Annotated in this window: 18 protein-coding genes; 10 read left to right on the top strand and 8 right to left on the bottom strand. The window is 64.9% G+C overall.

Annotated features, from left to right (window positions below):
• Window positions 1-115: 115 nt before the first annotated feature.
• From ABIB95_RS29870 to ABIB95_RS29845, 6 genes are all read right to left on the bottom strand, one after another.
• On the bottom strand, window positions 116-1,345 hold the full coding sequence (locus tag ABIB95_RS29870) for an ABC transporter substrate-binding protein (protein WP_071916729.1): 1,230 nt from the start codon (window positions 1,343-1,345) through the stop codon (window positions 116-118).
• 40 nt (window positions 1,346-1,385) lie between these two features.
• A complete protein-coding gene (locus tag ABIB95_RS29865) occupies window positions 1,386-2,405 on the bottom strand; it encodes a branched-chain amino acid ABC transporter permease (RefSeq protein WP_028151939.1) in 1,020 nt (339 codons plus the stop codon).
• A gap of 2 nt (window positions 2,406-2,407) precedes the next feature.
• On the bottom strand, window positions 2,408-3,286 hold the full coding sequence (locus ABIB95_RS29860) for a branched-chain amino acid ABC transporter permease (protein WP_063980940.1): 879 nt from the start codon (window positions 3,284-3,286) through the stop codon (window positions 2,408-2,410).
• A gap of 12 nt (window positions 3,287-3,298) precedes the next feature.
• Window positions 3,299-4,012 carry an ABC transporter ATP-binding protein gene (locus ABIB95_RS29855; protein ID WP_014498266.1) on the bottom strand — a complete coding sequence of 238 codons (714 nt, stop codon included), beginning with the start codon at window positions 4,010-4,012 and terminating at the stop codon, window positions 3,299-3,301.
• A complete protein-coding gene (locus ABIB95_RS29850) occupies window positions 4,009-4,806 on the bottom strand; it encodes an ABC transporter ATP-binding protein (protein WP_166345288.1) in 798 nt (265 codons plus the stop codon). The genes ABIB95_RS29855 and ABIB95_RS29850 overlap by 4 nt, the downstream gene beginning before the upstream one ends.
• A gap of 66 nt (window positions 4,807-4,872) precedes the next feature.
• The gene (locus tag ABIB95_RS29845; RefSeq protein WP_063980942.1) at window positions 4,873-5,739 is read right to left on the bottom strand and encodes an IclR family transcriptional regulator; all 867 of its coding nucleotides are present in this window, start codon (window positions 5,737-5,739) and stop codon (window positions 4,873-4,875) included.
• 130 nt (window positions 5,740-5,869) lie between these two features.
• Here ABIB95_RS29845 and ABIB95_RS29840 point away from each other — a divergent pair, with 130 nt between their 5' ends.
• The 9 genes from ABIB95_RS29840 to ABIB95_RS29800 all read left to right on the top strand — a co-directional run bounded on the left by ABIB95_RS29840 (window position 5,870) and on the right by ABIB95_RS29800 (window position 19,567).
• On the top strand, window positions 5,870-7,966 hold the full coding sequence (locus tag ABIB95_RS29840; RefSeq protein ID WP_208088863.1) for a 3-hydroxyacyl-CoA dehydrogenase NAD-binding domain-containing protein: 2,097 nt from the start codon (window positions 5,870-5,872) through the stop codon (window positions 7,964-7,966).
• A 159-nt stretch (window positions 7,967-8,125) separates the two neighbouring features.
• On the top strand, window positions 8,126-9,802 hold the full coding sequence (gene pimA / locus ABIB95_RS29835; protein WP_354244605.1) for a dicarboxylate--CoA ligase PimA: 1,677 nt from the start codon (window positions 8,126-8,128) through the stop codon (window positions 9,800-9,802).
• The gene (locus tag ABIB95_RS29830) at window positions 9,799-10,986 is read left to right on the top strand and encodes an acetyl-CoA C-acyltransferase (RefSeq protein WP_014498261.1); all 1,188 of its coding nucleotides are present in this window, start codon (window positions 9,799-9,801) and stop codon (window positions 10,984-10,986) included. Before pimA ends, ABIB95_RS29830 begins: the two co-directional genes overlap by 4 nt.
• A gap of 52 nt (window positions 10,987-11,038) precedes the next feature.
• Window positions 11,039-12,229, top strand: coding sequence for a pimeloyl-CoA dehydrogenase large subunit (gene pimC, locus ABIB95_RS29825; RefSeq protein ID WP_354244602.1), 1,191 nt, complete (start codon window positions 11,039-11,041; stop codon window positions 12,227-12,229).
• A 132-nt stretch (window positions 12,230-12,361) separates the two neighbouring features.
• Window positions 12,362-13,504 carry a pimeloyl-CoA dehydrogenase small subunit gene (gene pimD, locus ABIB95_RS29820; RefSeq protein ID WP_354244600.1) on the top strand — a complete coding sequence of 381 codons (1,143 nt, stop codon included), beginning with the start codon at window positions 12,362-12,364 and terminating at the stop codon, window positions 13,502-13,504.
• A 155-nt stretch (window positions 13,505-13,659) separates the two neighbouring features.
• Complete coding sequence (locus ABIB95_RS29815; RefSeq protein WP_247316099.1) at window positions 13,660-14,433, top strand: SDR family NAD(P)-dependent oxidoreductase; 774 nt, start codon at window positions 13,660-13,662, stop codon at window positions 14,431-14,433.
• Window positions 14,434-14,700: 267 nt separating this feature from the next.
• Complete coding sequence (gene glpK / locus ABIB95_RS29810) at window positions 14,701-16,206, top strand: glycerol kinase GlpK (protein WP_354244597.1); 1,506 nt, start codon at window positions 14,701-14,703, stop codon at window positions 16,204-16,206.
• A 123-nt stretch (window positions 16,207-16,329) separates the two neighbouring features.
• A complete protein-coding gene (locus ABIB95_RS29805; protein WP_354244594.1) occupies window positions 16,330-18,777 on the top strand; it encodes a penicillin acylase family protein in 2,448 nt (815 codons plus the stop codon).
• A gap of 196 nt (window positions 18,778-18,973) precedes the next feature.
• Window positions 18,974-19,567 carry a GNAT family N-acetyltransferase gene (locus ABIB95_RS29800; protein WP_354244591.1) on the top strand — a complete coding sequence of 198 codons (594 nt, stop codon included), beginning with the start codon at window positions 18,974-18,976 and terminating at the stop codon, window positions 19,565-19,567.
• A 17-nt stretch (window positions 19,568-19,584) separates the two neighbouring features.
• Here the strand turns inward: ABIB95_RS29800 and ABIB95_RS29795 are convergent, their stop codons facing one another.
• Window positions 19,585-20,739 (bottom strand): BBP7 family outer membrane beta-barrel protein, encoded by a 1,155-nt coding sequence (locus ABIB95_RS29795; protein WP_354244588.1) that lies wholly within the window; start codon window positions 20,737-20,739, stop codon window positions 19,585-19,587.
• Between the two features lie 195 nt (window positions 20,740-20,934).
• Here ABIB95_RS29795 and ABIB95_RS29790 point away from each other — a divergent pair, with 195 nt between their 5' ends.
• Window positions 20,935-21,564: a glutathione S-transferase family protein gene (locus ABIB95_RS29790; RefSeq protein ID WP_354244585.1), complete on the top strand. Its 630-nt coding sequence runs from the start codon at window positions 20,935-20,937 to the stop codon at window positions 21,562-21,564.
• Window positions 21,565-21,576: 12 nt separating this feature from the next.
• On the opposite strand, the gene ABIB95_RS29785 is transcribed toward ABIB95_RS29790, so the two are convergent.
• Complete coding sequence (locus ABIB95_RS29785; protein ID WP_071916715.1) at window positions 21,577-22,365, bottom strand: hypothetical protein; 789 nt, start codon at window positions 22,363-22,365, stop codon at window positions 21,577-21,579.
• Window positions 22,366-22,875: the final 510 nt, after the last annotated feature.

Genomic DNA, 22,875 nt, shown 5'->3' with positions numbered 1-22,875 from the left:
CGCATTGAACAAGATTGACGTCTGACGTCAACAAAAAGCCCCCGCGGTCGCCCGCGGGGGCTTTGTCAGATTTGACTAGACTTGAACTGACCAGACTTGGACTATTGCGTCAGCGTCACTCGGAAGCGACGTCGCCGCTGATGATCTCGCCGAACAGTTCCCACTTCTCGCCCTTGAAGCGCTGCATCTGGAGCTGCGAAATCGGGGCGAAGTCGGTGGCGCTGGTGTTGATCTTGACGCCGGGCAGCAGCGTGTCCGGTGCAAAATCCTTCAAGGAAGCGGCCTGCTTCATCAGGTTGGCGCGGGTGAGGTCGTCACCGCACATTTCCAGCGTCTTGACCAGGGTCGACGCCGCGCCGTAGCCGTAGACCATGCCGGTGTCGGTCTTGTCGGCGCCGGGCATGTACTTGTCGACGAACTCGTTCCACTTCTTCATGCCGGGATCGTTGTTCCACTGCGGGTCGGTGGAATCCTTGGCATAGGCCGCCGACAGCACGTCCTGCGAAGCCTCGAAGCCGGCCGGCTTCATCACACTGCCGACCGAGATCGACACGTTGGTGAGGATCTGGAGCGGCTTCCAGCTGAGCTCGGCGGTCTTCTTGATGGTCTGGGCCGCGAACTTCGGCGTCGCGTAGATCAGCAGCACGTCGGGATTGGCGGCCTTGATCTTGACGATGTGGCCGTCGATCGACGGCTCGGAGATCTCGTAGCTCTCTTCCATGATGATCATGGACGCGCCCTTGGCGCCGAGACCGTCCTTGGTGCCCTTGAGGTAGTCTTTGCCGAAATCGTCGTTCTGGTAGAGGATCGCGACCTTGGCGTTCGGCTTTTCCTTCATCAGCCATTTCGCGTAGATCTGCGCTTCGCTCTGGTAGGAGGGCTGCCAGCCGATGGTCCAGGGGAAGTTCTTCGCGTCGTTCCACTTGGTGGCGCCGGTGGCGACGAACAGCTGCGGGATCTTCTTGGCGTTCAGGTACTTCTGGATCGCGGTGTTCGAGGGCGTGCCGAGCGGATTGTACACGGCCAGCACTTCGTCGCTCTCGACCAGCTTGCGGACCTGCTCGACGGCCTTCGGCGGCGAATAGGCGTCGTCATAGGTGACGAAGTTGATCTTGCGGCCGTTGATGCCGCCCTTGTCGTTGATCATCTTGAAATAGGCTTCTTCGGTCTTGCCGATGATGCCATAGGCCGACGCCGGACCGCTGTACGGCATGATGTTGCCGATCTTGATCTCGGTATCGGACGCGCCGGTGTCGTATTTCTTCTGGGCAAGTGCTGCGCCGGAGGTGAGGGTCGCGACCGCCGTTACGAGTGCGGTGGTTCGCAGTATTCTTCCGAAAAGCAATTGGGTCTCCTTGGTTAAAACAACAGTCTGGATGGAAGTTTCAGTTCTTCCTGAGCCGACCGGCGAGTTGCTGGCCCAGGATCGCGACTTGCCTTGCGCCATGCGGCACGAGGTAGATGACGAGGAACAGGAGCACGCCGAACACCGCGCCGGAGAGGCCCTTGGAGATGCCCTCCGCGATGTTCGGCACGAAGATGATGAAGGCAGCGCCGACGATCGAGCCGGGCAGCCAGCCGACGCCGCCGACGACCATGCCGAGGAACAGCGAGATTGCGAGCGTGATGGTGTAGCTGTCGGGCGCGACGAACTGCACCGCAATGGCGCCAAGCGAGCCGGCGATGCCGGTGATGGCGGCGGAGACGCCGAACGCCAGCGTCTTGTACAGCGCGACGTCGACGCCCATCGCGGAGGCCGCGATCTCGTTGTCGCGGATCGCCATGAAGGCGCGGCCCGAGCGGGAACGCAGCAGGTTCACCGAGAAGATGTAGATCGCAATCACGACCACCAGCGTGAAGTAGTACAGCCACATGTCCTGCGACATCGGCAGGCCGAACGGCGCATCCGGCTTGGTGACGACGAGGCCCTGCACGCCGCCGGTCCAGTGCTCGAGGAAGTTCAGCTTGAGGAGCTGCGGCATGGCGGTGGCGAGCGCGAAGGTCGCAAGCGCGAGGTAGACGCCGGAGAGCCGCAGCGCCGGCTGCCCGAACAGGAAGCCGAAGCCGAAACAGACGACGCCGGCGATCGGCAGCGTCAGCGCGTAATTGACGTTGAAGTGCTCCATCAGCACCGCTGTCGTATAGGCACCGACCGCGTAGAACGCGCTCTGGCCGAGCGAGAACTGGCCGCTTCCGCCGGTCAGGATGTTCAGCGCCAGCACCGCGAGCCCGTAGATCAGGAGCATCGTCATCTGGAAGATGATGAAGTTCTTGACGAAAACGGGTGCGATCAGCAGTGCCGCGAGCACCACCAGCGAGGTGCCGGTGCCCAGCGTCATGGCCCGCTTCGGAACAGCCTCGACCGCCTCGTGGCCTTCTGCAACGACTTCTTCTGCAGCGCTCATGATCAAACTCGCTTGACGATGTGCCGGCCGAACAGGCCAGCGGGTTTGACGACCAGGACGGAGATGATCAGCGCGAGCGCGATCGGGAGCTTCAGCTCGTTGCCGACGCCGGGGATGTAGGTGCCGGCGAGGTTCTCGAAGATGCCGACCAGGAAGCCGCCGACCACGGCGCCGAACGGGCTGGTGAGACCGCCGAGCACGGCGGCGGCAAAGCCGTAGATCAGCACGCCGCCCATCATGTTGGGCTCGAGGAACACGACAGGGGCGATCAGCATGCCGGCGATCGCGCCGATCGCGGTCGCCATGCCCCAGCCGAGCGCGATCATCCAGGACGTGTTGATGCCGACGAGGCGGGCCGATTCAGGCACCGAGGCGGCCGCGCGCATGGCCAGGCCGATGCGCGTGTACTGGAAGAAGAAGTAGAGGCCGAGCAGCAGCAGCACCGTGACGCCGATCATGCCGGCCTGGTGGGTCGAGATCAGCTGGCTGCCCAGGAACGGCGCGGAGCCGAACGGGGTCGGGTACTGCTTGATGGTGAAGTCCCAGATCAGGCCGGCTGAGGAGTTGATGATCGCAAACAGCGCGATGAAGCCGGCGACGTTGGTCAGCACCGGCGCTTTCGCCAGCGGCTTGAACAGGATGCGCTCGATCGCGATGCCGGCGACGAAGGAGAGCGCCAGCGTCAGGATGAAGGCGGCCCAGTAAGGCACGCCCCATTGCATCAGCTGCCAGGAGATGAAGGTCGAGAACATCGCCATCTCGCCCTGCGCGAAGTTGAGATGGTCGATCGCCTGGTAGATCATGACCACGGCGAGCGCCATGCAGGCGTAGATCGCGCCCGTGGCGATGCCGGCCAGCACTTGGTTGGTGAACAGCTCCATCGTGCCGGCTCCTCAGTAACCCAGATAGGATTTGCGGATTTCTTCGTTGTTCGCGATGTCCTTGGCATTGCCCGACATCACGATGCGTCCGGTCTCGATCACATAGGCCTGGTCGGCGAGCTCGAGCGCGAGCTGGGCGTTCTGCTCGACCACCAGGATCGAAACCTTGTCCTCGCGGTTGATCTTGCCGAGGATGCCGAACAGGTCGCGCACGACCAGCGGCGCCAGTCCGAAGGACGGCTCGTCGAGCAGCATCAGGCGCGGCCGCAGCATCAGCGCACGGGCGACCGCGAGCATCTGCTGCTCGCCGCCGGAGAGCGTGCCGGCCTGCTGGGTGTGGCGCTGCTTCAGCACCGGGAAATGCGCGTACATGCGCTCGATGTCGGAAACGATGCCGGCGCTGTCCTTGCGGGTGATGGCCCCGAGCTGGAGGTTCTCCTCGACCGTCATGGTCGTGAAGGTGCCGCGGCCCTGCGGCACGTGGGCGATGCCGAACCGCACGATGCTCTCGGTGGAGCGGTTGCTGAGCGGCTTGCCTTCGAACTCGATCGCGCCGGTGGAACGCACCATGTTGCAGATCGCGCGCAGGGTGGTGGTCTTGCCGGCGCCATTGGCGCCGAGCAGCGTCGTCAACGATCCTTCGTTGAGCGAGAAGGACAGGCCATGGAGCGCCTGGACCTGGCCGTAATAGGCGCGCAGGTCCTTGACGTTGAGCAGCGTCGTCATTGGTCCTTGCTCCCGAGATAGGCCTTGATGACGTCGGGGTCCGCCTGCACCTGGGCCGGCGTGCCTTCCGCGAGCTTCTTGCCGAAATTCAGCGCGACGACGTGGTCGGCGATCGACATCACGAGGCCCATGTGGTGCTCGACCAGCAGCACGGTCATGTGGCGGTCGTCGCGGATGCGGCGGATGAGGTCGCCGAGCAGATAGACTTCCTCGTGGTTGAGGCCGCCGGCCGGCTCGTCGAGCAGCAGGATCTTCGGGTCTGCCGCGAGCGCGCGCGCCAGCTCGACGCGTTTCTGCGTGCCGAAGGGCAGGCCGGACACGATGGTGTGGGCGACGTCCTCGAGCTTGAGATAGGCGAGGATCTCCTGCACCTTCTTGTTGACCTCGGTCTCGCTGCGCCGGACCCAGGCGAGCCGAAGCGAGTCGCTGATGATGTCGCTGGAGGTCTTCGAATGGGCGCCGACGCGGACGTTGTCCATCACCGAGAGGTTCGGAAACAGCGCCACGTTCTGGAAGGTGCGGCCGATACCGATCTCGGCGATCCGGTGCGGAGGCCGCGACAGGATGCTCACGCCTTCCATCAGGATGTCGCCCGACGACGGCTGATAGAGCCGCGAGAGGCAGTTGAAGAGCGTGGTCTTGCCGGCGCCGTTGGGGCCGATCAATCCGAGGATCTGGCCCTTGTGCATGTCAAAGGACACGCCGTTGAGCGCGATGATGCCGCCGAACACGACGCTGACGTCGCGAACCGCGAGCAGGGGCGATGTCCCCCGCGCGAGCTGTGCCTGCGTCATCTCGTCTCGCCCACACACGTCAGTGGGCGAAGGGGCGATGCGAACCGCTCCCGGTGATGACAAAGGCTATCTGAACCCCTCGGCCACACGCGCAACTTTTCCTCCTGATTTCAGCTTTTTGCTGACTTCTTTTTTGGATTGCGGCATCAGTCCCCCGAGTGCCGCTTCAATGTTCCTTACCATCGCCAGCAGACGCGGTCCAATGTCGTTGATCAAACGCTCTTCCGTGAAGCGGAATGCGGGCGCGCCGCAATTGAACGCGTAAGGTCCGGTTCCGTCGTTGAGCTTGAGCGCGACGCCAGCGGCGCCGATGTCGTCGTGCCAGTCGCCGACGGACATCGCGAAACCGTATTTCGCAACGGTCTCGCCCGAACGTTCCAGTCCGTCGCGCATCTTCGGCCACCGGCTGCCGTAATGTTCGCGCAGGATGCGGGACACCTCGGCGCGCCCCTCGTCATCGAGCGCCCAGAAATAGGCGCGGCCCATCGCGCTGGTTGCAATCGGCACGCGGGAGCCGACGTCAAGTTGAACGCCGACCGTCTCGCTGCCGCGACTTTGCCCGAAATAGATCATGCTGTGACGGTCGCGGCCGCCGATCGCGACGGCGCCGCCGGTCGCGCGCATCAATTCCTCGCGAAATGGCTCGGACAAATGCCGAACGCCGAGATTGGATAACGCCGCATAACCGAGCGCCATCGCGGCGGGCGCGAGCTGATACTTCTCGAAACGGGGAACCGGTGTCAGATAACCGAGCTTCGTCAACGTGTAGGTCAGGCGCGAAACGGTCGGCTTGGGCAGGTTCGTCCGCGCGGCGATCTCCTGGTTGCCGAGAAGTCCGTCGCTGGGTTGGAATGCGCGCAATACATCTAGTCCGCGGGAAAGCGCGACGACGAAATTCCGATCGGTCGCAGTCTTCTTGCCTGTACGCTTCATCCCTGATCTGCTTCTTGCGCGGAGTCGTTGACAACGTCCGTGCTTCAAAATAACCCTGCCGTCAAGATGCGGAATTAAATTCCGCACCGCGAAATCGAACAAAAGTAAATCCCCACCAAGGAGGGAAGCCGTGAGCGAAGTGGTCAAGCTTGAGCGTCATGACGAAGTCGGGATCGTCACGGTCAACAGTCCTCCGGTCAATGCGCTGAGTGCCGCAGTGCGCGGCGGTATTCTCGAATGCATCAAGGCCGCGATCGCCGATCCCGCGATCAAGGGCATCGTGCTGACCTGCGCCGGCCGCACCTTTATCGCCGGTGCCGACATCACCGAGTTCGGCAAGCCGCCGAAGCCGCCCGCCCTCAACGACGTCCTCGCCGAGATCGAGAACTCGCCCAAGCCGGTCGTTGCCGCGATCCATGGCACCGCGCTCGGCGGCGGCCTCGAGGTCGCGCTGGCCTGTCATTTCCGCGTGGCCGTGAAGGAAGCCAAGCTCGGCCTGCCCGAGGTGAAGCTCGGCCTGCTGCCGGGCGCCGGCGGCACCCAGCGTCTGCCGCGCGCGGTCGGGCCGGAACTCGCGGTCAAGATGATCGTGGGCGGTGATCCGATCGGTGCTGCCGAAGCGCTCAAGAACGGCCTGATCGAGGAGATCGTCGAAGGTCCGGCCTCCGGCGGCGAGGCCTTCGTGCGCAAGCTGCTCGCCGAGAAGCGTCCGCTGCGGCGCCTGCGCGACGACGATTCCAAGCTCGCCGCGGCCAAGGCCGACCGCTCGATCTTCACCAATGCGGTCGCGGCCATGACCAAGAAGGCGCGCGGCCTGGAAGCGCCGTTCGCCGCCGCCGACGCCGTCGGCTACGCCATCGACCTGCCGTTCGACGAGGGGCTGAAGAAGGAGCGCGAGGGCTTCCTCAAGCTCGTCTCCAGCGACCAGTCCAAGGCGCAGCGCTATGCCTTCTTCGCCGAGCGCGAGGCCAGCAAGATCGCCGGCGTCCCTGAAGGCACCAAGTCGCGGCCGGTGAACCGCGTCGCCATCCTCGGTGCCGGCACCATGGGCGGCGGCATTGCGATGTCCTTTGCCAATGCCGGCGTGCCGGTCACCCTGATCGAGACCGGCGAGGAGCAGCTCAAGCGCGGCATGGGCATCATGCAGAAGAACTGGGAAGCGACCGCCGCGCGCGGCGGCATCCCGGCCGACGCGCCCGCCAAGCGCATGGCGCTGATCAACGGCGTCGTCGGCATCGAGAACGTCGGTGATGCTGACCTGGTGATCGAGGCCGTGTTCGAGACCATGGCGGTGAAGAAGGAAGTGTTCGGCAAGCTCGACCAATACGTCAAGCCCGGCGCCGTGCTCGCCTCCAACACCTCCTACCTCAACATCGACGAGATCGCGAAGTCGACCAAGCGGCCGCAGGACGTGCTCGGCATGCACTTCTTCTCGCCCGCCAACGTCATGAAGCTGTGCGAGATCGTGCGCGCCGACAAGACCGCGCCGGATGCGCTGGTCACCGCCGTGACCATCGCGCGAAAGATCGCGAAGGTGCCGGCCGTGGTCGGCGTCTGCGACGGCTTCGTCGGCAACCGCATGCTGGCGCAGCGTGGCAAGCAGTCCGAGAAGCTGCTGTTCGAAGGTGCCTTGCCGCAGCAGGTCGATGCTGTGGTTACAAAATTCGGCATGCCGATGGGGCCGTTCGCGATGGGCGATCTCGCCGGCCTCGACATCGGCTGGCGCTCGCGCAAGGACCGCGGCATCAAGTCGGAGATCGCGGACGCGCTCTGCGAAGCCGGCCGCTTCGGCCAGAAGACCGGCAAGGGCTACTACAAGTATGAAGCAGGAAGTCGCTCGGCGCTGCCCGATCCGGAGGTCGAAAAGCTGATCGACGAGACGCTGCTCCGTCTCGGCCGCAAGAAGCGCGTCGTCAGCGACGAGGAGATCCTCGAGCGCATGATGTACCCGATGATCAACGAGGGCGCGAAGATCCTCGAAGAGGGCATCGCGGCGCGTCCTTCCGACATCGACGTGGTCTGGCTCTATGGCTACGGCTGGCCGATCTACCGCGGCGGCCCGATGTTCTGGGCCGACACCGTCGGCCTCAAGCACATCGCCGATCGTCTCTCCTTCTACGCCAAGGAGACCAACGACCCGAGCCTCGAGCCCGCGCCGCTGCTGAAGAAGCTCGCGGCCGAAGGCAAGACGTTCGCGTCGCTGGCGGCGGCGTCGAAGGCGGCGTGATGGCCGCTTCATCTCAACCCTCGTCATTCCGGGATGCGCCGCAAGGCGCAGGCCCGGAATCCATAACCCCAGCTGGTGGTTATGGATTCCGGGCTCGCGACTTTGTCGCGCCCCGGAATGACGGTCTCTGTTAGTTGCTCGCTCAACCAATCAAGAATAATGACCCATCCCGGCGAACAGTTTTATCCCGAGGGCGTGCATTGGGACGACACCATCGTCCAGGGCTCGCTGCCTGACCTCTTGTCGAACGCCGCCGCCGATTTCGGCCCGCGCACCGCGCTGGAATTCCGCGATCGTCCGATCAGCTATACCGAGCTTGCCGCCATGGCCGAGCGCGCGGCAGCGGCGTTCCTGCGTGCCGGCTGCGGCAAGACCAGTTCCGTGGCGCTGTTCCTCGGCAATACGCCCGATCACCCCGTCAATTTCTTCGGCGCGCTCAAGGCCGGCGCCCGCGTCGCGCATCTCTCCCCGCTCGACGGCGAGATCGCGCTGACGCACAAGGTCTCGGATTCCGGCTCGCGCCTGCTCGTCACCTCCAACCTCGCGGCGCTGCTGCCGACCGCGCTGAAGTTTCTGGAGAAGGGCCTGATCGATCGCTTGGTCGTCTGCGAGGACGACGATTGGGGCAAGGTCGGCACGCCGCAGGCGCCGATCCCCGATGATCCCCGCATCGTCACCTTCAAGAGCTTCGTCGAAGGCGCCACCGCGCCGGCTGAGTGGCCGTCCGTGACGGCGGACGACGTCGCGCTGCTGCAATATACCGGCGGCACCACCGGCCTGCCCAAGGGCGCGATGCTCACCCATGGCAATCTCACCTCGGCGGTGTCGATCTACGATGTCTGGGGCAAGCCGTCGCGCGCGGCGCGCGGCGACGTCGTCGAGCGCGTGATCTGCGTGCTGCCGCTGTTCCACATCTATGCGCTCACCGTCGTGCTGCTGTCCTCGCTCAGCCGCGGCAATCTGATCTCGCTCCACCAGCGCTTCGATGTCGAGGCGGTGATGCGCGACATCGAAATCAAGCGCGCGACGTACTTCCCGGGCGTGCCGACGATGTGGATCGCGATCGCAGCCCTGCCTGATCTCGACAAGCGCGACTTCTCCTCGCTCGCCGTCATCGGCTCCGGCGGCGCGCCGCTGCCGGTGGAGATCGCGAACTTCTTCGAGCGCAAGGTCGGCAAGAAGCTGCGCAGCGGCTGGGGCATGACCGAGACCTGCTCGCCAGGCACCGGCCACCCGCCGACGGGACCGGACAAGCCGGGGTCGATCGGCCTGATGCTGCCCGGTATCGAGATGGACGTGGTCTCGCTGGATGATCCGACAAAAGTGCTGCCGCCGGGCGAAGTCGGCGAGATCCGCATCAAGGGCCCGAACGTCACCAAGGGCTACTGGAACAAGGCGAAGGAGTCCGCGGAGTCCTTTTCGGACGGCCGCTTCCTCACCGGCGACATCGGCTATGTCGACACCGACGGCTATTTCTTCCTGGTCGACCGCAAGAAGGACATGATCATCTCCGGCGGCTTCAACGTCTATCCGCAGATGATCGAGCAGGCGATCTACACCATTCCAGGCGTGCACGAGGTGATCGTGCTCGGCATTCCCGACCAGTATCGCGGCGAGGCCGCCAAGGCTTTCATCAAGCTCAAGCCGGACGCCAAGCCGTTCTCGCTCGACGAGCTGCGCGCGCAGCTCGCCGGCAAGGTCGGGAAGCACGAGCTGCCGGCAGCGGTCGAGTTCGTCGACGATCTGCCGCGCACGCCGGTCGGAAAATTGTCGCGCCACGAATTGCGCCAGCAGCAGAAACCAGCACAATCCACGCAACCAGGAGGTCGCTCTTGACCGACGCCGTCATCGTTTCCACCGCCCGCACCCCGATCGGCAAGGCCTATCGCGGCATGCTCAACGCCACCGAGGGCGCAACGCTGCTCGGCCACGCCATCGGCGAGGCCGTCGCCCGCGCCAAGGTCGATCCGAAGGAGGTCGAGGACGTCGTGATGGGCGCGGCGCTCCAGCAGGGCGCGACCGGCGGTAACATCGCGCGCAAGGCGCTGCTCCGCGCAGGTCTGCCCGTGACGGTCGCCGGCACCACCATCGACCGGCAATGCGCCTCGGGCCTGCAGGCGATCGCGCTCGCCGCGCGCTCGGTGATCTTCGACGGCGTCGAGATCGCGGTCGGCGGCGGCGGCGAGTCGATCTCGCTGGTTCAGAACGACAAGATGAACGGCTTTCACGCCCAGGACCCCGCGCTGCTCAAGATCAAGGGCGAAGTCTACATGCCCATGATCGACACCGCCGAAGTCGTCGCCAAGCGCTACGGCATCTCGCGCGAGAAGCAGGACGAGTATTCGCTGGAGAGCCAGCGCCGCACAGCCGCGGCCCAGCAGGGCGGCAAGTTCAAGGACGAGCTCGCGCCGATCACGACGCAGATGGCGGTCACCGACAAGGCGACCGGCGCCGTCTCGTTCAAGGAGGTGACCTTGTCGCAGGACGAAGGTCCGCGCCCCGAGACCACCGCTGAAGGCCTTGCCGGCCTTAAGCCGGTGCGCGGCGAAGGCTTTTCGATCACCGCGGGCAATGCCAGCCAGCTCTCCGACGGCGCCAGCGCCTCCGTCATCATGAGCGACAAGGAAGCCTCAAAGCGCGGCCTCAAGCCGCTCGGCATCTTCCGCGGCTTCGTCTCCGCCGGCTGCGAGCCGGACGAGATGGGCATCGGCCCGGTCTTCGCCGTGCCGCGCCTGCTCAAGCGCCACGGCCTCACCGTCGACGACATCGGCCTCTGGGAGCTGAACGAAGCCTTCGCGGTGCAGGTGCTGTATTGCCGCGACAAGCTCGGCATCGACCCCGAGAAGATCAACGTCGACGGCGGCGCGATCTCGGTCGGCCATCCCTACGGCATGTCGGGCGCGCGCCTCACCGGCCACGCCCTGATCGAAGGTCGCCGCCGCAAGGCCAAGTATGCGGTCGTCACCATGTGCGTCGGCGGCGGCATGGGCGCGGCCGGGCTGTTCGAGGTGTTGCAGTAATTTCACCGTCGTCCTGACGGCGACGAAACAAAGAAGCTCACAGGAGGATCCGATGGATCTCGCATTCACTAGGGAAGAGCAGGCGTTTCGCGAGGAAGTGCGATCATTCTTCCGCGACAACGTACCGCCGGATACGCGGCGTAAGCTGGTCGAGGGCCGTCACCTCTCGAAGGACGAGATGGTGACGTGGTGGCGCATCCTCAACAAGAAGGGCTGGGGCGTCAGCCACTGGCCGAAGCAGTATGGCGGCACCGGCTGGACCTCCGTGCAGCACTACATCTTCAACGAGGAGCTGCAGTCCTATCCGGCGCCGCAGCCGCTCGCCTTCGGCGTCAACATGGTGGGCCCTGTCATCTACACCTTCGGCAACGAAGAGCAGAAGAAGCAGTATCTGCCGCGCATCGCCAATGTCGACGACTGGTGGTGCCAGGGCTTCTCCGAGCCCGGCTCCGGCTCCGACCTCGCCTCGCTCAAGACCAAGGCCGAGCGCAAGGGTGACAAGTGGATCATCAACGGCCAGAAGACCTGGACCACGCTCGCTCAGCACGCCGACATGATCTTCTGCCTCTGCCGCACCGACCCCTCCGCCAAGAAGCAGATGGGCATCTCCTTCATCGTCTTCAGCATGAAGTCGAAGGGCGTCACCGTGCGTCCGATCCAGACCATCGACGGCGGCGTCGAGGTCAACGAAGTGTTCTTCGACGACGTCGAGGTGCCCATCGAGAACCTGATCGGCGAGGAGAACAAGGGCTGGGATTACGCCAAATTCCTGCTCGGCAATGAGCGCACCGGCATCGCCCGGGTCGGCGTGTCCAAGGAGCGGCTGCGCCGCATCCGCGATTTGGCCGGCAAGGTCGAATCCGGCGGCAAGCCGATCATCCAGGACGCAGCGTTCCGCGAGAAGCTGGCGGCCTGCGAGATCGAGCTGAAGGCGCTCGAGCTGACGCAGCTGCGCGTCGTCGCGGACGAAGGCAAGCACGGCAAGGGCAAGCCTAATCCGGCGTCCTCGGTGCTGAAGATCAAGGGCTCCGAGATCCAGCAGACCACCACCGAGCTCTTGATGGAAGTGATCGGTCCGTTCGCAGCACCCTACGACGTGCACGGCGACGACGGCTCGAACGAAGCCATGGAGTGGACCGCCCAGATCGCGCCGAGCTACTTCAACAACCGCAAGGTCTCGATCTACGGCGGCTCCAACGAGATCCAGCGCAACATCATCGCCAAGGCGGTGCTGGGGCTCTAGGCGTCATTCCGGGGCGCGCGCAGCGCGAGCCCGGAATCCATAGCCACGATCGGGAGTATGGATCCCGGGCTCGCGCGATGCGCGCCCCGGGATGACGAAGCCAGATAATTTCGGGTACGAGGAACCAAAGAAATGGATTTTGATCTGAACGAGGAGCAACGGCTTCTCAAGGACAGCATCGACGGCCTGCTGACCGATTCTTATGATTTCGAGAGCCGCAAGAAGTACATGAAGGAGAAGGGCGGCTGGAGCCAGGCCGTCTGGGGCAAGCTCGCCGAGCAGGGCCTGCTTGGCCTGCCCTTCGCGGAGGCCGATGGCGGCTTCGGCGGCGGCGGTGTCGAGACCATGATCGTGATGGAAGCGCTCGGCAAGGCGCTGGTGCTCGAGCCGTATCTGGCAACGGTCGTGATCGGCGGCGGCTTCCTGCGCCACGCCGGCTCCGATGCGCAGAAGGCCGCGCACGTGCCGGGGATCATCGACGGCAGCAAGACGCTGGCGTTCGCCCAGCTCGAGAAGAACTCGCGCTACGATCTCTTCGACGTCTCGACGACGGCGAAGAAGAAGGGCGAGGCTTACGTGATCGACGGCGAGAAGTTCGTCGTTCTGAACGGCGAGAACGCCGAGACCCTGATCGTCACCGCCCGCACCAAGGGCGACCGCCGCGACAAGACCGGCATCGGCGTGTTCCTGGTGCCGGCGGGCGCCAAGGGCGTGACCAAGAAGTCGTATCCGACCCAGGACGGCCTGCACGCCGCCGACATCACCTTCACCGGTGTTGAAGTGGGCGCGGACGCCGCGATCGGCAATCCCGACGACTCGCTCGCACTGATCGAGCGCGTCGTCGACGAAGCCCGCATCGCGCTCTGCGCCGAGGCGGTCGGGCTGATGGACGAGTCGCTCAAGACCACCGTCGAGTACATCAAGACCCGAAAGCAGTTCGGCGTCGCGATCGGCTCGTTCCAGTCGTTGCAGCACCGCGCCTCCGACATGTTCGTCGCCGCCGAGCAGGCGCGATCGATGTCGATGTTCGCGACCATGGCCGGCGATTTCGAGGACGCCAAGGAGCGTTCCAACGCCATCGCCGCGGCCAAGGTGCAGATCGGCAAGTCGCTGAAGTTCGTCGGACAGCAGGCGATCCAGCTCCACGGCGGCATCGGCATGACCATGGAGGCGAAGATCGGCCACTACTTCAAGCGCCTCACCATGATCGAGAACAGCTTTGGTGACACCGACTACCACCAGCGCCGCGTCGCGGATGGGAGCGGGTTGATCTAGTCACCGTATCGCGAGACGGTAGCCGCACTGAGATCGTCATGCCCGGGCTTGTCCCGGGCATCCACGTCTTGGCGGCAAGGGAAGAACGTGGATGGCCGGGACAAGCCCGGCCATGACGGTGAGTTTGACGATGCAAAGAAGAGGGAACCACTAAAATGAAAAACACCCCGTTCGATCTCACCGGCAAGGTCGCAATCGTCACCGGCTCCAGCCGCGGCATCGGCCGCTCTTCCGCGGAGCTGCTCGCAAAGCTCGGCGCCAAGGTCGTGGTGTCATCACGGAAAGCGGAGGCCTGCAAGGAAGTCGCCGACGGCATCATCGCGGCCGGCGGCGATGCCATCGTCATTCCCTGCAACATCGCGCGCAAGGCCGAGGTCGAGGCGCTGATTTCGGGCACGATCAAGCACTACGGCAAGATCGACATCCTGGTCTGCAACGCGGCGGTGAATCCGTATTACGGTCCGCTGCTCGACATCACCGACGAGGCCTTCGACAAGATCATGGGCAGCAACGTCAAGAGCAACATCTGGCTCTCCGCGCTGGCGATCCCGCAAATGGCCGAGCGCGGCAACGGCTCCGTAGTCATCATCTCCTCGATCGGGGGCCTGCGCGGCTCGACCGTGATCGGCGCCTACGGCATCTCCAAGGCCGCCGATTTCGCGCTGTGCCGCTCGCTCGCCGGTGAATGGGGCCCGAAAGGCGTCCGCGTCAACTGCATCGCGCCCGGCCTCGTCAAGACCGATTTCGCCCGCGCGCTGTGGGAAGACGAAGCCAACCTCAAGCGCCGCACTGCCACCACGCCCCTTCGCCGCATCGGCGAACCCGACGAAATCGCCGGCGCCGTCGCCTACCTCGCCTCCGACGCGTCCAGCTTCATGACCGGCCAGACCATCGTCATCGACGGCGGCGTGACCACGGCAGCGGTGTAGCCTTCTTCCCTCTCCCCTTGTGGGAGAGGGTGGCTCGCCGCATAGCGGCGAGACGGGTGAGGGGTATCTCTCCGCGAGTGAATCTCTTCCTGCTGAATTCGCCGAAACATACCCCTCATCCGGCGCGCTTTGCGCGCCACCTTCTCCCACAAGGGGAGAAGGGAAGGCGGCCGTGTCCGCTCATCCAATCTTGACCTTGCCGCCCTAATCCGCTCCCTTTGGCGCGACACAATGACCCCCTCTCAGGGAAACGCCAAGGTAGCTTCCATGTCTTTCGTCCTCGCCATCGACCAGGGCACCACCTCGTCGCGCGCCATCGTCTTTCGCAGTGACATCTCGATTGCCGCCCGCGCGCAGCAGGAGTTTCCGCAGCATTTTCCGGCCTCGGGCTGGGTCGAGCACGAGCCGGAGGACATCTGGACCTCGACCGTCATGGTCTGCCGCGACGCGATCGAGCAGGCCGGCATCACCGCAAAGGATATCGCCGCGATCGGCATCACCAACCAGCGCGAGACCACCGTGGTGTGGGACCGCGCCACCGGCCAGGCCGTGCACCGCGCCATCGTCTGGCAGGACCGTCGCACCGCCGACATCTGCGCGAAACTGAAGCACGACGGCCGCGAGCCCGTGATCTCGCAGAAGACCGGCCTGATCATCGATCCCTATTTCTCCGGCACCAAGGTCGCCTGGATCCTCGACCACGTACCCGGCGCACGGGCGCGTGCGGCGCGCGGCGAATTGATGTTTGGCACCGTCGACTGCTATCTGCTCTGGCGCCTCACCGGCGGCAAGGTGCACGCCACTGATGCCACCAACGCCTCGCGCACGCTGCTGTTCAACATCCACACCGGCCAGTGGGATGACGAGCTGCTGGAGATCATCGGCGTGCCGCGCTCGATGCTGCCCGAGGTGAAGGATTCCTCCGCCCGCTTCGGCGAGAGCACGCCAGACCTGTTCGGCGGCGCGATCGCGATCTCAGGCATTGCCGGCGACCAGCAGGCCGCAACCATCGGCCAGGCCTGCTTCCGCCCGGGCATGATGAAGTCCACCTATGGCACCGGCTGTTTTGCCCTGCTCAACACCGGCACCACGCCGGTCGTCTCCAAGAACAAGCTGCTCACCACCGTCGCCTATCAGCTCGACGGAAAGCGCACCTACGCGCTCGAAGGCTCGATCTTCGTCGCCGGCTCGGCGGTGCAGTGGCTGCGCGACGGCCTCGGCATCATCAAGCACGCCGCCGAGACCGGGCCTCTCGCCGATCAGTCCGATTCCATGCAGAGCGTCTATCTGGTCCCGGCCTTCGTCGGCATGGGCGCGCCCTACTGGAATCCGCGCGTGCGCGGCGCGCTGTTCGGCCTCACCCGCAACACCGGCCCTGCCGAGCTCGCGCACGCCGCGCTGGAGAGCGTGTGTTACCAGACCTTCGACCTCTGGGCCGCGATGCGCGCGGACTGGCCGAGCTCGGAAGTCGCGAGCGTCGTGCTGCGCGTCGACGGCGGCATGACCGCCTCCGACTGGACCATGCAGCGCCTCGCCGATCTCTTGGACGCACCGGTCGATCGCCCCGTGATCCAGGAGACCACGGCGTTGGGCGCGGCCTATCTCGCCGGCCTCCAGGCCGGCGTCTATCCCGAGCCGACGAAGTTTGCCGACAATTGGCGCCTCGAGCATCGTTTCAAGCCGAACATGAGTCAGGCGACGCGGGAGCGGAAGCTCGCGGGTTGGGCGAGGGCGGTGAAGGGCGTGCTCGCGAGCGATGAGGGAGAAGGATAGGGCGGATGTCGTAGCCCGGATGGAGCGAAGCGTAATCCGGGGTTTTTTCCACGAATAAGATTCCCGGATTACGCTTCGCTCCATCCGGGCTACGGACTAAAAGAACAACAACGGGAGAAGACAATGAACACGGATCTCAACCGGGTCATCCAAAAACTCTGCGGCGCAGCCATCTGCGCCGCGCTGCTGACCTCGACAGCCATCGCGCGCGAGAAGGCGAACCCGCTCGGAAGCGCGCGGCAGCTCAAGACCGACGTCGCAGGCCTCGACGCCCCCGCCCAGATCCTGGTCGACGTCTGGGGCATCCCGCACATCTATGCCGGCAATGAGCACGACCTGTTCTTCCTGCAGGGTTTCAACGCCGCGCGCGATCGGCTCTGGCAGATCGATCTCTGGCGCAAGCGCGGCCTCGGCCTGCTCGCAAAGGATTTCGGCCCGGCCTATGCCGAGCAGGACAAGGCGCTGCGGCTGTTCCTCTATCGCGGCGACATGAACGCGGAGTGGGCGGCCTACGGTCCCAAGGCGAAGACCTATGCGGACGCGTTTGTCGCCGGCGTCAATGCCTATGTCGCCGATGTGCGCGCGGGAAAACGTCCGCTGCCGATCGAGTTCAGGATCGCCGGCACCATGCCTGATCCGTGGACGGCGGATGACGTCGTCCGCATTCGCAGCCACGGCCTGACGCGCAATGTCGCCTCCGAGGTCAAGCGCTCGCTGGTCGCCTGCGCGGCCGGCCTCGATGCCGATCGTTTCCGCGTCAAGCTCGAACCGGCATGGACCACGAAAGTCCCTGATGGGCTCGACCCCTGCAGCGTGCCGAAGGCCGTGCTCGCGGCCTACGATCTTGCGACGCGCCCGGTGGCCTTCGCGGCACCGAAGGACAAGCAGGCCGCACTTGCGCATGATCCCGACAAATACCTCACCGAGGCCGACCAGCAGCGCGACACCATCGGCTCCAACAATTGGGTGATCGCGGCATCGCGCACCGCGACGGGCCGCCCGATCCTCGCCAACGATCCGCATCGCGAGCACAGCGTGCCCTCGCTGCGCTACATCGTCGGCCTCAATGCGCCCGGCCTCTCCGTGATCGGTGCCGGCGAGCCGGCGCTGCCCGGCATCTCGATCGGCCACAACGGCACCATTGCGTTCGGCCTCACCATCTTCAACGTCGACCAGGAAGACCTCTACGTCTACGAGCTCAATCCGCAAAACCCCAACCAGTACCGCTACGGCAATGGCTGGGAGGACATGCGCATCGTCCACGAGACCGAGCAGGTCAAAGGCGAGGCCGATCGCGACCTCGAGCTGAAGTTCACCCGCCACGGTCCCGTCATCTTCGTCGACGATGCGAACAAGCGCGCCTTTGCGGTCCGCTCGATCTGGTTCGAGCCCGGCACGTCAGCCTATTTCGGCTCGTCCGACTACATGACCGCGAAGGACTGGAACGGCTTCCTCGCCGCCATGCGGCGCTGGGGCGCGCCGTCGGAGAACCAGGTCTATGCCGACACCCGCGGCAATATCGGCTGGGTCGCCGCCGGCAAGACGCCGCGGCGCGCCAACTTCGACGGCCTGATGCCGGTGCCCGGCGACGGCCGCTATGAGTGGCAGGGCTTTCTCTCGCTCGACGAATTGCCGAAGGCCTATCAGCCCAAGCAGGGCTTTCTCGCCACCGCCAACCAGATGAACCTGCCGGCCGATTACCCGATAGCCGAACGCAAGGTCGGCTTCGAATGGTCCGACAGCGCGCGCTGGCAGCGCATCACCGAGGTGCTTGCGGCCAACAGCAAGGTCACGCTCGCCGACGCCATGGATTTGCAGAACGACGACACCGCGATGCTGGGGCGGCGCCTCGTCAAACTGTTGCAGCCGCTCACCTCCGACGATCCCAATGTGAAGAAGGGTCTCGAGCTGCTCAAGCCATGGGACGCGCGCGATGCCGCCGACAGCGCGGCGGCTGCCGTGTTCGAGGTCTGGATCGCCAATCATCTTGGGCCGGTGCTGCTGAAGACCACGGCGCCCAAGGCCGCCGATCTGATCGCGCCGGAGGCGTCGAGCATTTCGGCGCTGGTCGCCTATCTGGAATCTCCCGATGCGTCGTTCGGCGCCGATCCCGCTGCCGCGCGCGACCAGATCCTGCGCGACAGCCTCGGCGCCGCGGTGGCTGACGTCACGGGCAAGCTCGGGCCGGATGCCTCGACCTGGCGCTGGGGCCGGCTGCATGTCGCGAAATTCGACCATGCGCTGATGCCGCTCGCCGACAAGGCGACCGCCGCGCAGCTCTCGGTCGGCCCGCTCGCCTATGGCGGTGCCGCCAATGTGCCGCGCGCGGCCACCTACCGCCGCGCCGATTACCAGCTGTTCGCCGGCGCATCGTTCCGCATGGTGCTCGACGTCGGCAATTGGGATGCGAGCCGCACCATCAACACGCCCGGCCAATCCGGCGATCCCTTCAGCGCCCATTACCGCGACCTCGCTCCGCTCTGGGCCACGGGCCAATATGTCCCGCTGCTCTACAGCCGCCCGGCCGTCGAAGCCGCAACCGCGGAAGCGATCATTTTGACGCCGCGATGATCGACTTGTTGGCTGGAGAGTGCCGGAAGAGCGCGGCCTGCATGGTTCGAGACGCCCGCTTAGGCGGGCTCCTCACCATGAGGGTCTGATATCTCGCCGCGAAATGCGCCGTCATCCTGAGGGCCCGCCGTAGGCGGGCGTCTCGAAGGATGGGCCGCAAGCGAGCTGTTCGCCATGTCTTTCTGAGAGGCCACCCATGATCATCCCCGACGGCTATTCCGACATCCCCGCTGGCAAGATCGCGGCGGTCGTCACCCATCTGGAGATGACCGCACCTCCCGCGCGCCGCGACGATCCTCCAGGCAGTTGGACCTTGCGCAAGGTCGACGCGCCCGCGCTTCACTGGTATCGCGATCTCCATCGCCGCGTCGGCGAGGAGTGGCTGTGGTTCTCGCGTGCGCGCCTGAATGACGGGGAGCTTGCCGCAATCGTCCACGCGCCGGGCATCGAGGTCCATGCCCTGGTCGTGGACGGCCGCGACGAAGGCCTGCTCGAGCTGGATTTCCGCGAGGCCGGCCAGTGCGAGCTGGTCTATTTCGGCGTCACCGCCGGATTGATCGGGACGGGAGCCGCTCGCTTCCTGATGAACCGCGCGCTGGAGACTGCCTGGTCGCGCGAGCTGCGCCGCGTCTGGGTGCACACCTGCACCTTTGATCATCCGTCCGCCGTTGCGTTCTATCAGCGCTCGGGATTTCGTGCGTTCCGTCGCCAGATCGAGGTGGCCGATGATCCGCGCCTCGATGGAACGGCATTGCCGACGGCGGCGAGGCATGTGCCGATCATTGAGTAATGCCGGGCTACGCGCCCTCAATAATTATACCGCACGCCAAAGCTGAACCCCTGCGCAAGCAGGTTCGTCGTGTTGAGCACCGGCCCGGGTCGGTTCGGCCCGCCGCCGGCCGGCGGTGGCGTGAGGTTCGGATTGACGGTGGTGTCGATCAGCCCGCCGGCGCGCTGTACGCCGGTCCAGTACATCACGTCGTAGCCGGCGATCAGCCGCCAGCCGGGCGCAACCTGATATCCCGCCTTCAACGACAGCTCCGGTACCACGGCGAAGCGGGTCTGGTCGTAATGGCCTATATTGCTCGACAGCGCGAGGAAGCCGCCCGGGGCCGTCGTGGTGACGCCGGCCACGGTCGAGGCGGTCGAGCCCGAAATGTCGGCGCTGTTGAGATTGGCGCCGAGCGCCACCTTGCCGCGCCACTCCAGCGACCACGGGCCATTGCGCCAGTCGCCGGTAAGGCCGAGATCGAGGCCGTGGAAATTGCTCGACGCCTTGAAATTGTCGGTGGGGCTGAAGGTGCCGAAGGCAAGAATGGTCGCGGTATTGGAGATCGTCAGCGTGTCGGTCGACCGCAGATAGCGATAGCCAACCAGCGCGCTGACGCGCTGTCCGCTCCACGCGCCGAGATCCCAGCGATAGAGCGCGCCGGCGCCGAGCAGGCGCGAGGTTTCGCTCGCGCTAGCACTGCCGGTGGCCAGCCCCGGAAATCCCGCGATCAGCGCGTCGGGAACTCCCGTCAGCGCATTGGTGAAGGGCCGTGCCAGGATCGGATTGGCATTGATGTCGGTCGCAAATCCGGTCGAGAGATTCTCCAGCCCGAAGAACGAGGCTTCGATGCCGCGGCTGCGCTGCGGATCGAACCAGTAGCCGGCGGTGATGCGCCCGCCCGAACGCCAGTCGCTGTTCACACTGGAATTGCCGAACAGCACGGTCGTCGTGGGCTGGCCGAGCACGCCGACAACTCCCAGCGGCGTGCCGACCGCGCTCGTGGTCACCAGCGCCGGCAGCTTGTCGCCCGTCACGCTCCAGGCAAGGTAGTCGGCCTCGGCCCAGAACGGATTGAAGTCGGCAGGTTTGGGCGGCGCCTTCATCGGCAGATCGGCTGCTGACGTGACGTCGGGCACGATCGCCGTAAGAGCCAGGCCGACTGCTGCCGCTCTCAATGCCCGCCGATTCATTTGGCTTCCCTCTGGGTCCGCGGAATGAACCATGCGACAATTTGTTCGGCAAGCTGGAGTTGAGGCGGTGCCGAGACGAAAATGCGTAGCTGTTGCCGTTGGGCACCGCTCGCTGGCTGTGTCGTTCGATAATAGCCCTGTGAAGAAGATGAATGGCCGGCTTCGAGCCCCGGCCCTGACTAGTGAGCGAGAACCATGCTCCTGATTGGCCAATACGATTCTCCCTTCGTCCGCCGTGTCGCGATCGCGCTGCGGCTCTACGGCCTCGCCTTTGAGCACCGGCCATGGTCCACCTTCGGCGACGCCGACAAGATCGCGCCGTATAATCCGCTGCGCCGCGTGCCGACCCTGGTGCTCGACGACGGCGAGGCGCTGATCGAGAGCACGATCATTCTCGATTATCTCGATGAGCTCGTCGGGCCTGAGAAGGCGATGCTGCCGCGCGGCGGCGCCGAGCGGCGAAAGCATTTACGCATCTGCGCACTCGCCACCGGCCTCGGCGACAAGGCGGTGAGCCTGCTCTATGAGCGCGTGCTGCGGAAGGAGCAGCTTGCGCTGTGGGTCGAGCGCTGCCAGGCGCAGATCGCCGACGTGCTGAAAGTGCTCGAAGCCGAACGCGCCGGGGTGACGACGCCGTATTGGCTGGGCGGCCGGATCGGCCACGCCGACATTGCGGTTGCCTGCGTCGTTCGCTTCACCCGCGAAGCGCATCCGCAACTGTTCGAGCCGTCGCGCTATCCGGCGCTGTCGGCACACGCCGAACGCTGCGAGGCGCTGGCACCGTTCGGGGAGATCGTGCAGCCGCTGGCCCCGCCGAAGGGGTGAAAGCGCGCCGTCCTATCTCCTGTTACAGGGCTTGATCTCACCCGCTGCGGACTTCAGGACGATCGGATTTGGCGACAGTCTTATGCCAAAGAACAATTGAGAGCCGGACACCTTGTCGTCCGATCCCTGGTGTGCGTCCAGCTCGAGCTTCGCTGCGATCTCGGATGTCAGCTTGGCCCGCTCCTCCATCGAAATCGTGTTGTGATATTTGATCTCGTAGACGACGTCGGCCTCCAGCACGGACCGCGTCTGGCAGACGACTCCGCCGCTCGAAAGGTTCAGGGCGATCGCGTCCTCGCATTCGGCCTTCAGCAATGCATTGCGGGTCGATATCAGCGACTCGTCGGAAATCAGGAGAATGTTGGCGTTCTCGAGCTTGAGGTGAATTGAATCAACTTGCTGCATTCCGGCGACCGCCGACAGCTTGTCCCTGACCTGCGCGGACACGTCGAGATTCTTCTCGAGCGACTGCTTCAGGTCCCGGTCCACGGTCGGTGATTTCCGGATCTTGTCGGCCAGCAGCGCGGGGTCGATATCGCAGGTCGGATGCAGCTCCAGCCGGCCATTGCTCAAATATTCGATCGTGTTGATGGTGCCGGGACCGCCGAACGTGCTCGGCGGGACCACCTCGAAATATCCGGTCTCGGAGAGGATGGCCGTGATCGTCTGTTTCTTTCGCGGGAACCCGACCCAGGCTGCAACCATCACCAGGCCGATCGCGACAAAGACGAGGCTACCAAGCCAAAGCCATTTGCGACTTGCTACTTTCGCGGGCAGCACAACTGGTTTCGTTCGCCGCATGGCACGTAGCCTTTCGGACAGTCAGCCGCGGCAATCGTGGGCAGCACGACAAGGGCGATCGCGGCGACGAACAGTGCAATGAACTGGTTCATATGCTCGATCCCAAGCAAACCATCGGTTTGAAGGTAGTAGACCGATAGAGTATCGAATCAAGGTTGAGCGGACAAGTGAACGAGTTCACACCGCCCGGTTCCTGCGCGAAATTGCCGGTGAGCCGAATTCCGGACCGCGACTCGTCCTGGTGGTGTGTCAGAAAGGAGCAGGCCGCTCTTTGCGTCGCGCACTGTCGGTTGTTGCGAGGCGCAGGCGCCGTCCAGGGAGATCGTGCAGCCGCCGGCGCCGCCGAAGGAGCGAGGTCTCTACCCTCCCCTGGAGGGGGAGGGTCGTTCGCGCGAAGCGCGAGCGGGGTGGGGTGTCCTCTCAACACCGGGGGTGTTGAACGCGGAGAGTCCCTCACGCCCCCACCGTGCGCGTTCCGCGTCGCTGCATCCGCACCCAACCGCGACCACC

It is taken from the genome of Bradyrhizobium sp. LA2.1 (genome assembly GCF_040547725.1).
GTDB lineage: Bacteria > Pseudomonadota > Alphaproteobacteria > Rhizobiales > Xanthobacteraceae > Bradyrhizobium > Bradyrhizobium barranii.
The sequence above is the reverse complement of the archived record's forward strand: the minus strand, read 5'-3'. Positions and strand labels throughout refer to the sequence as shown.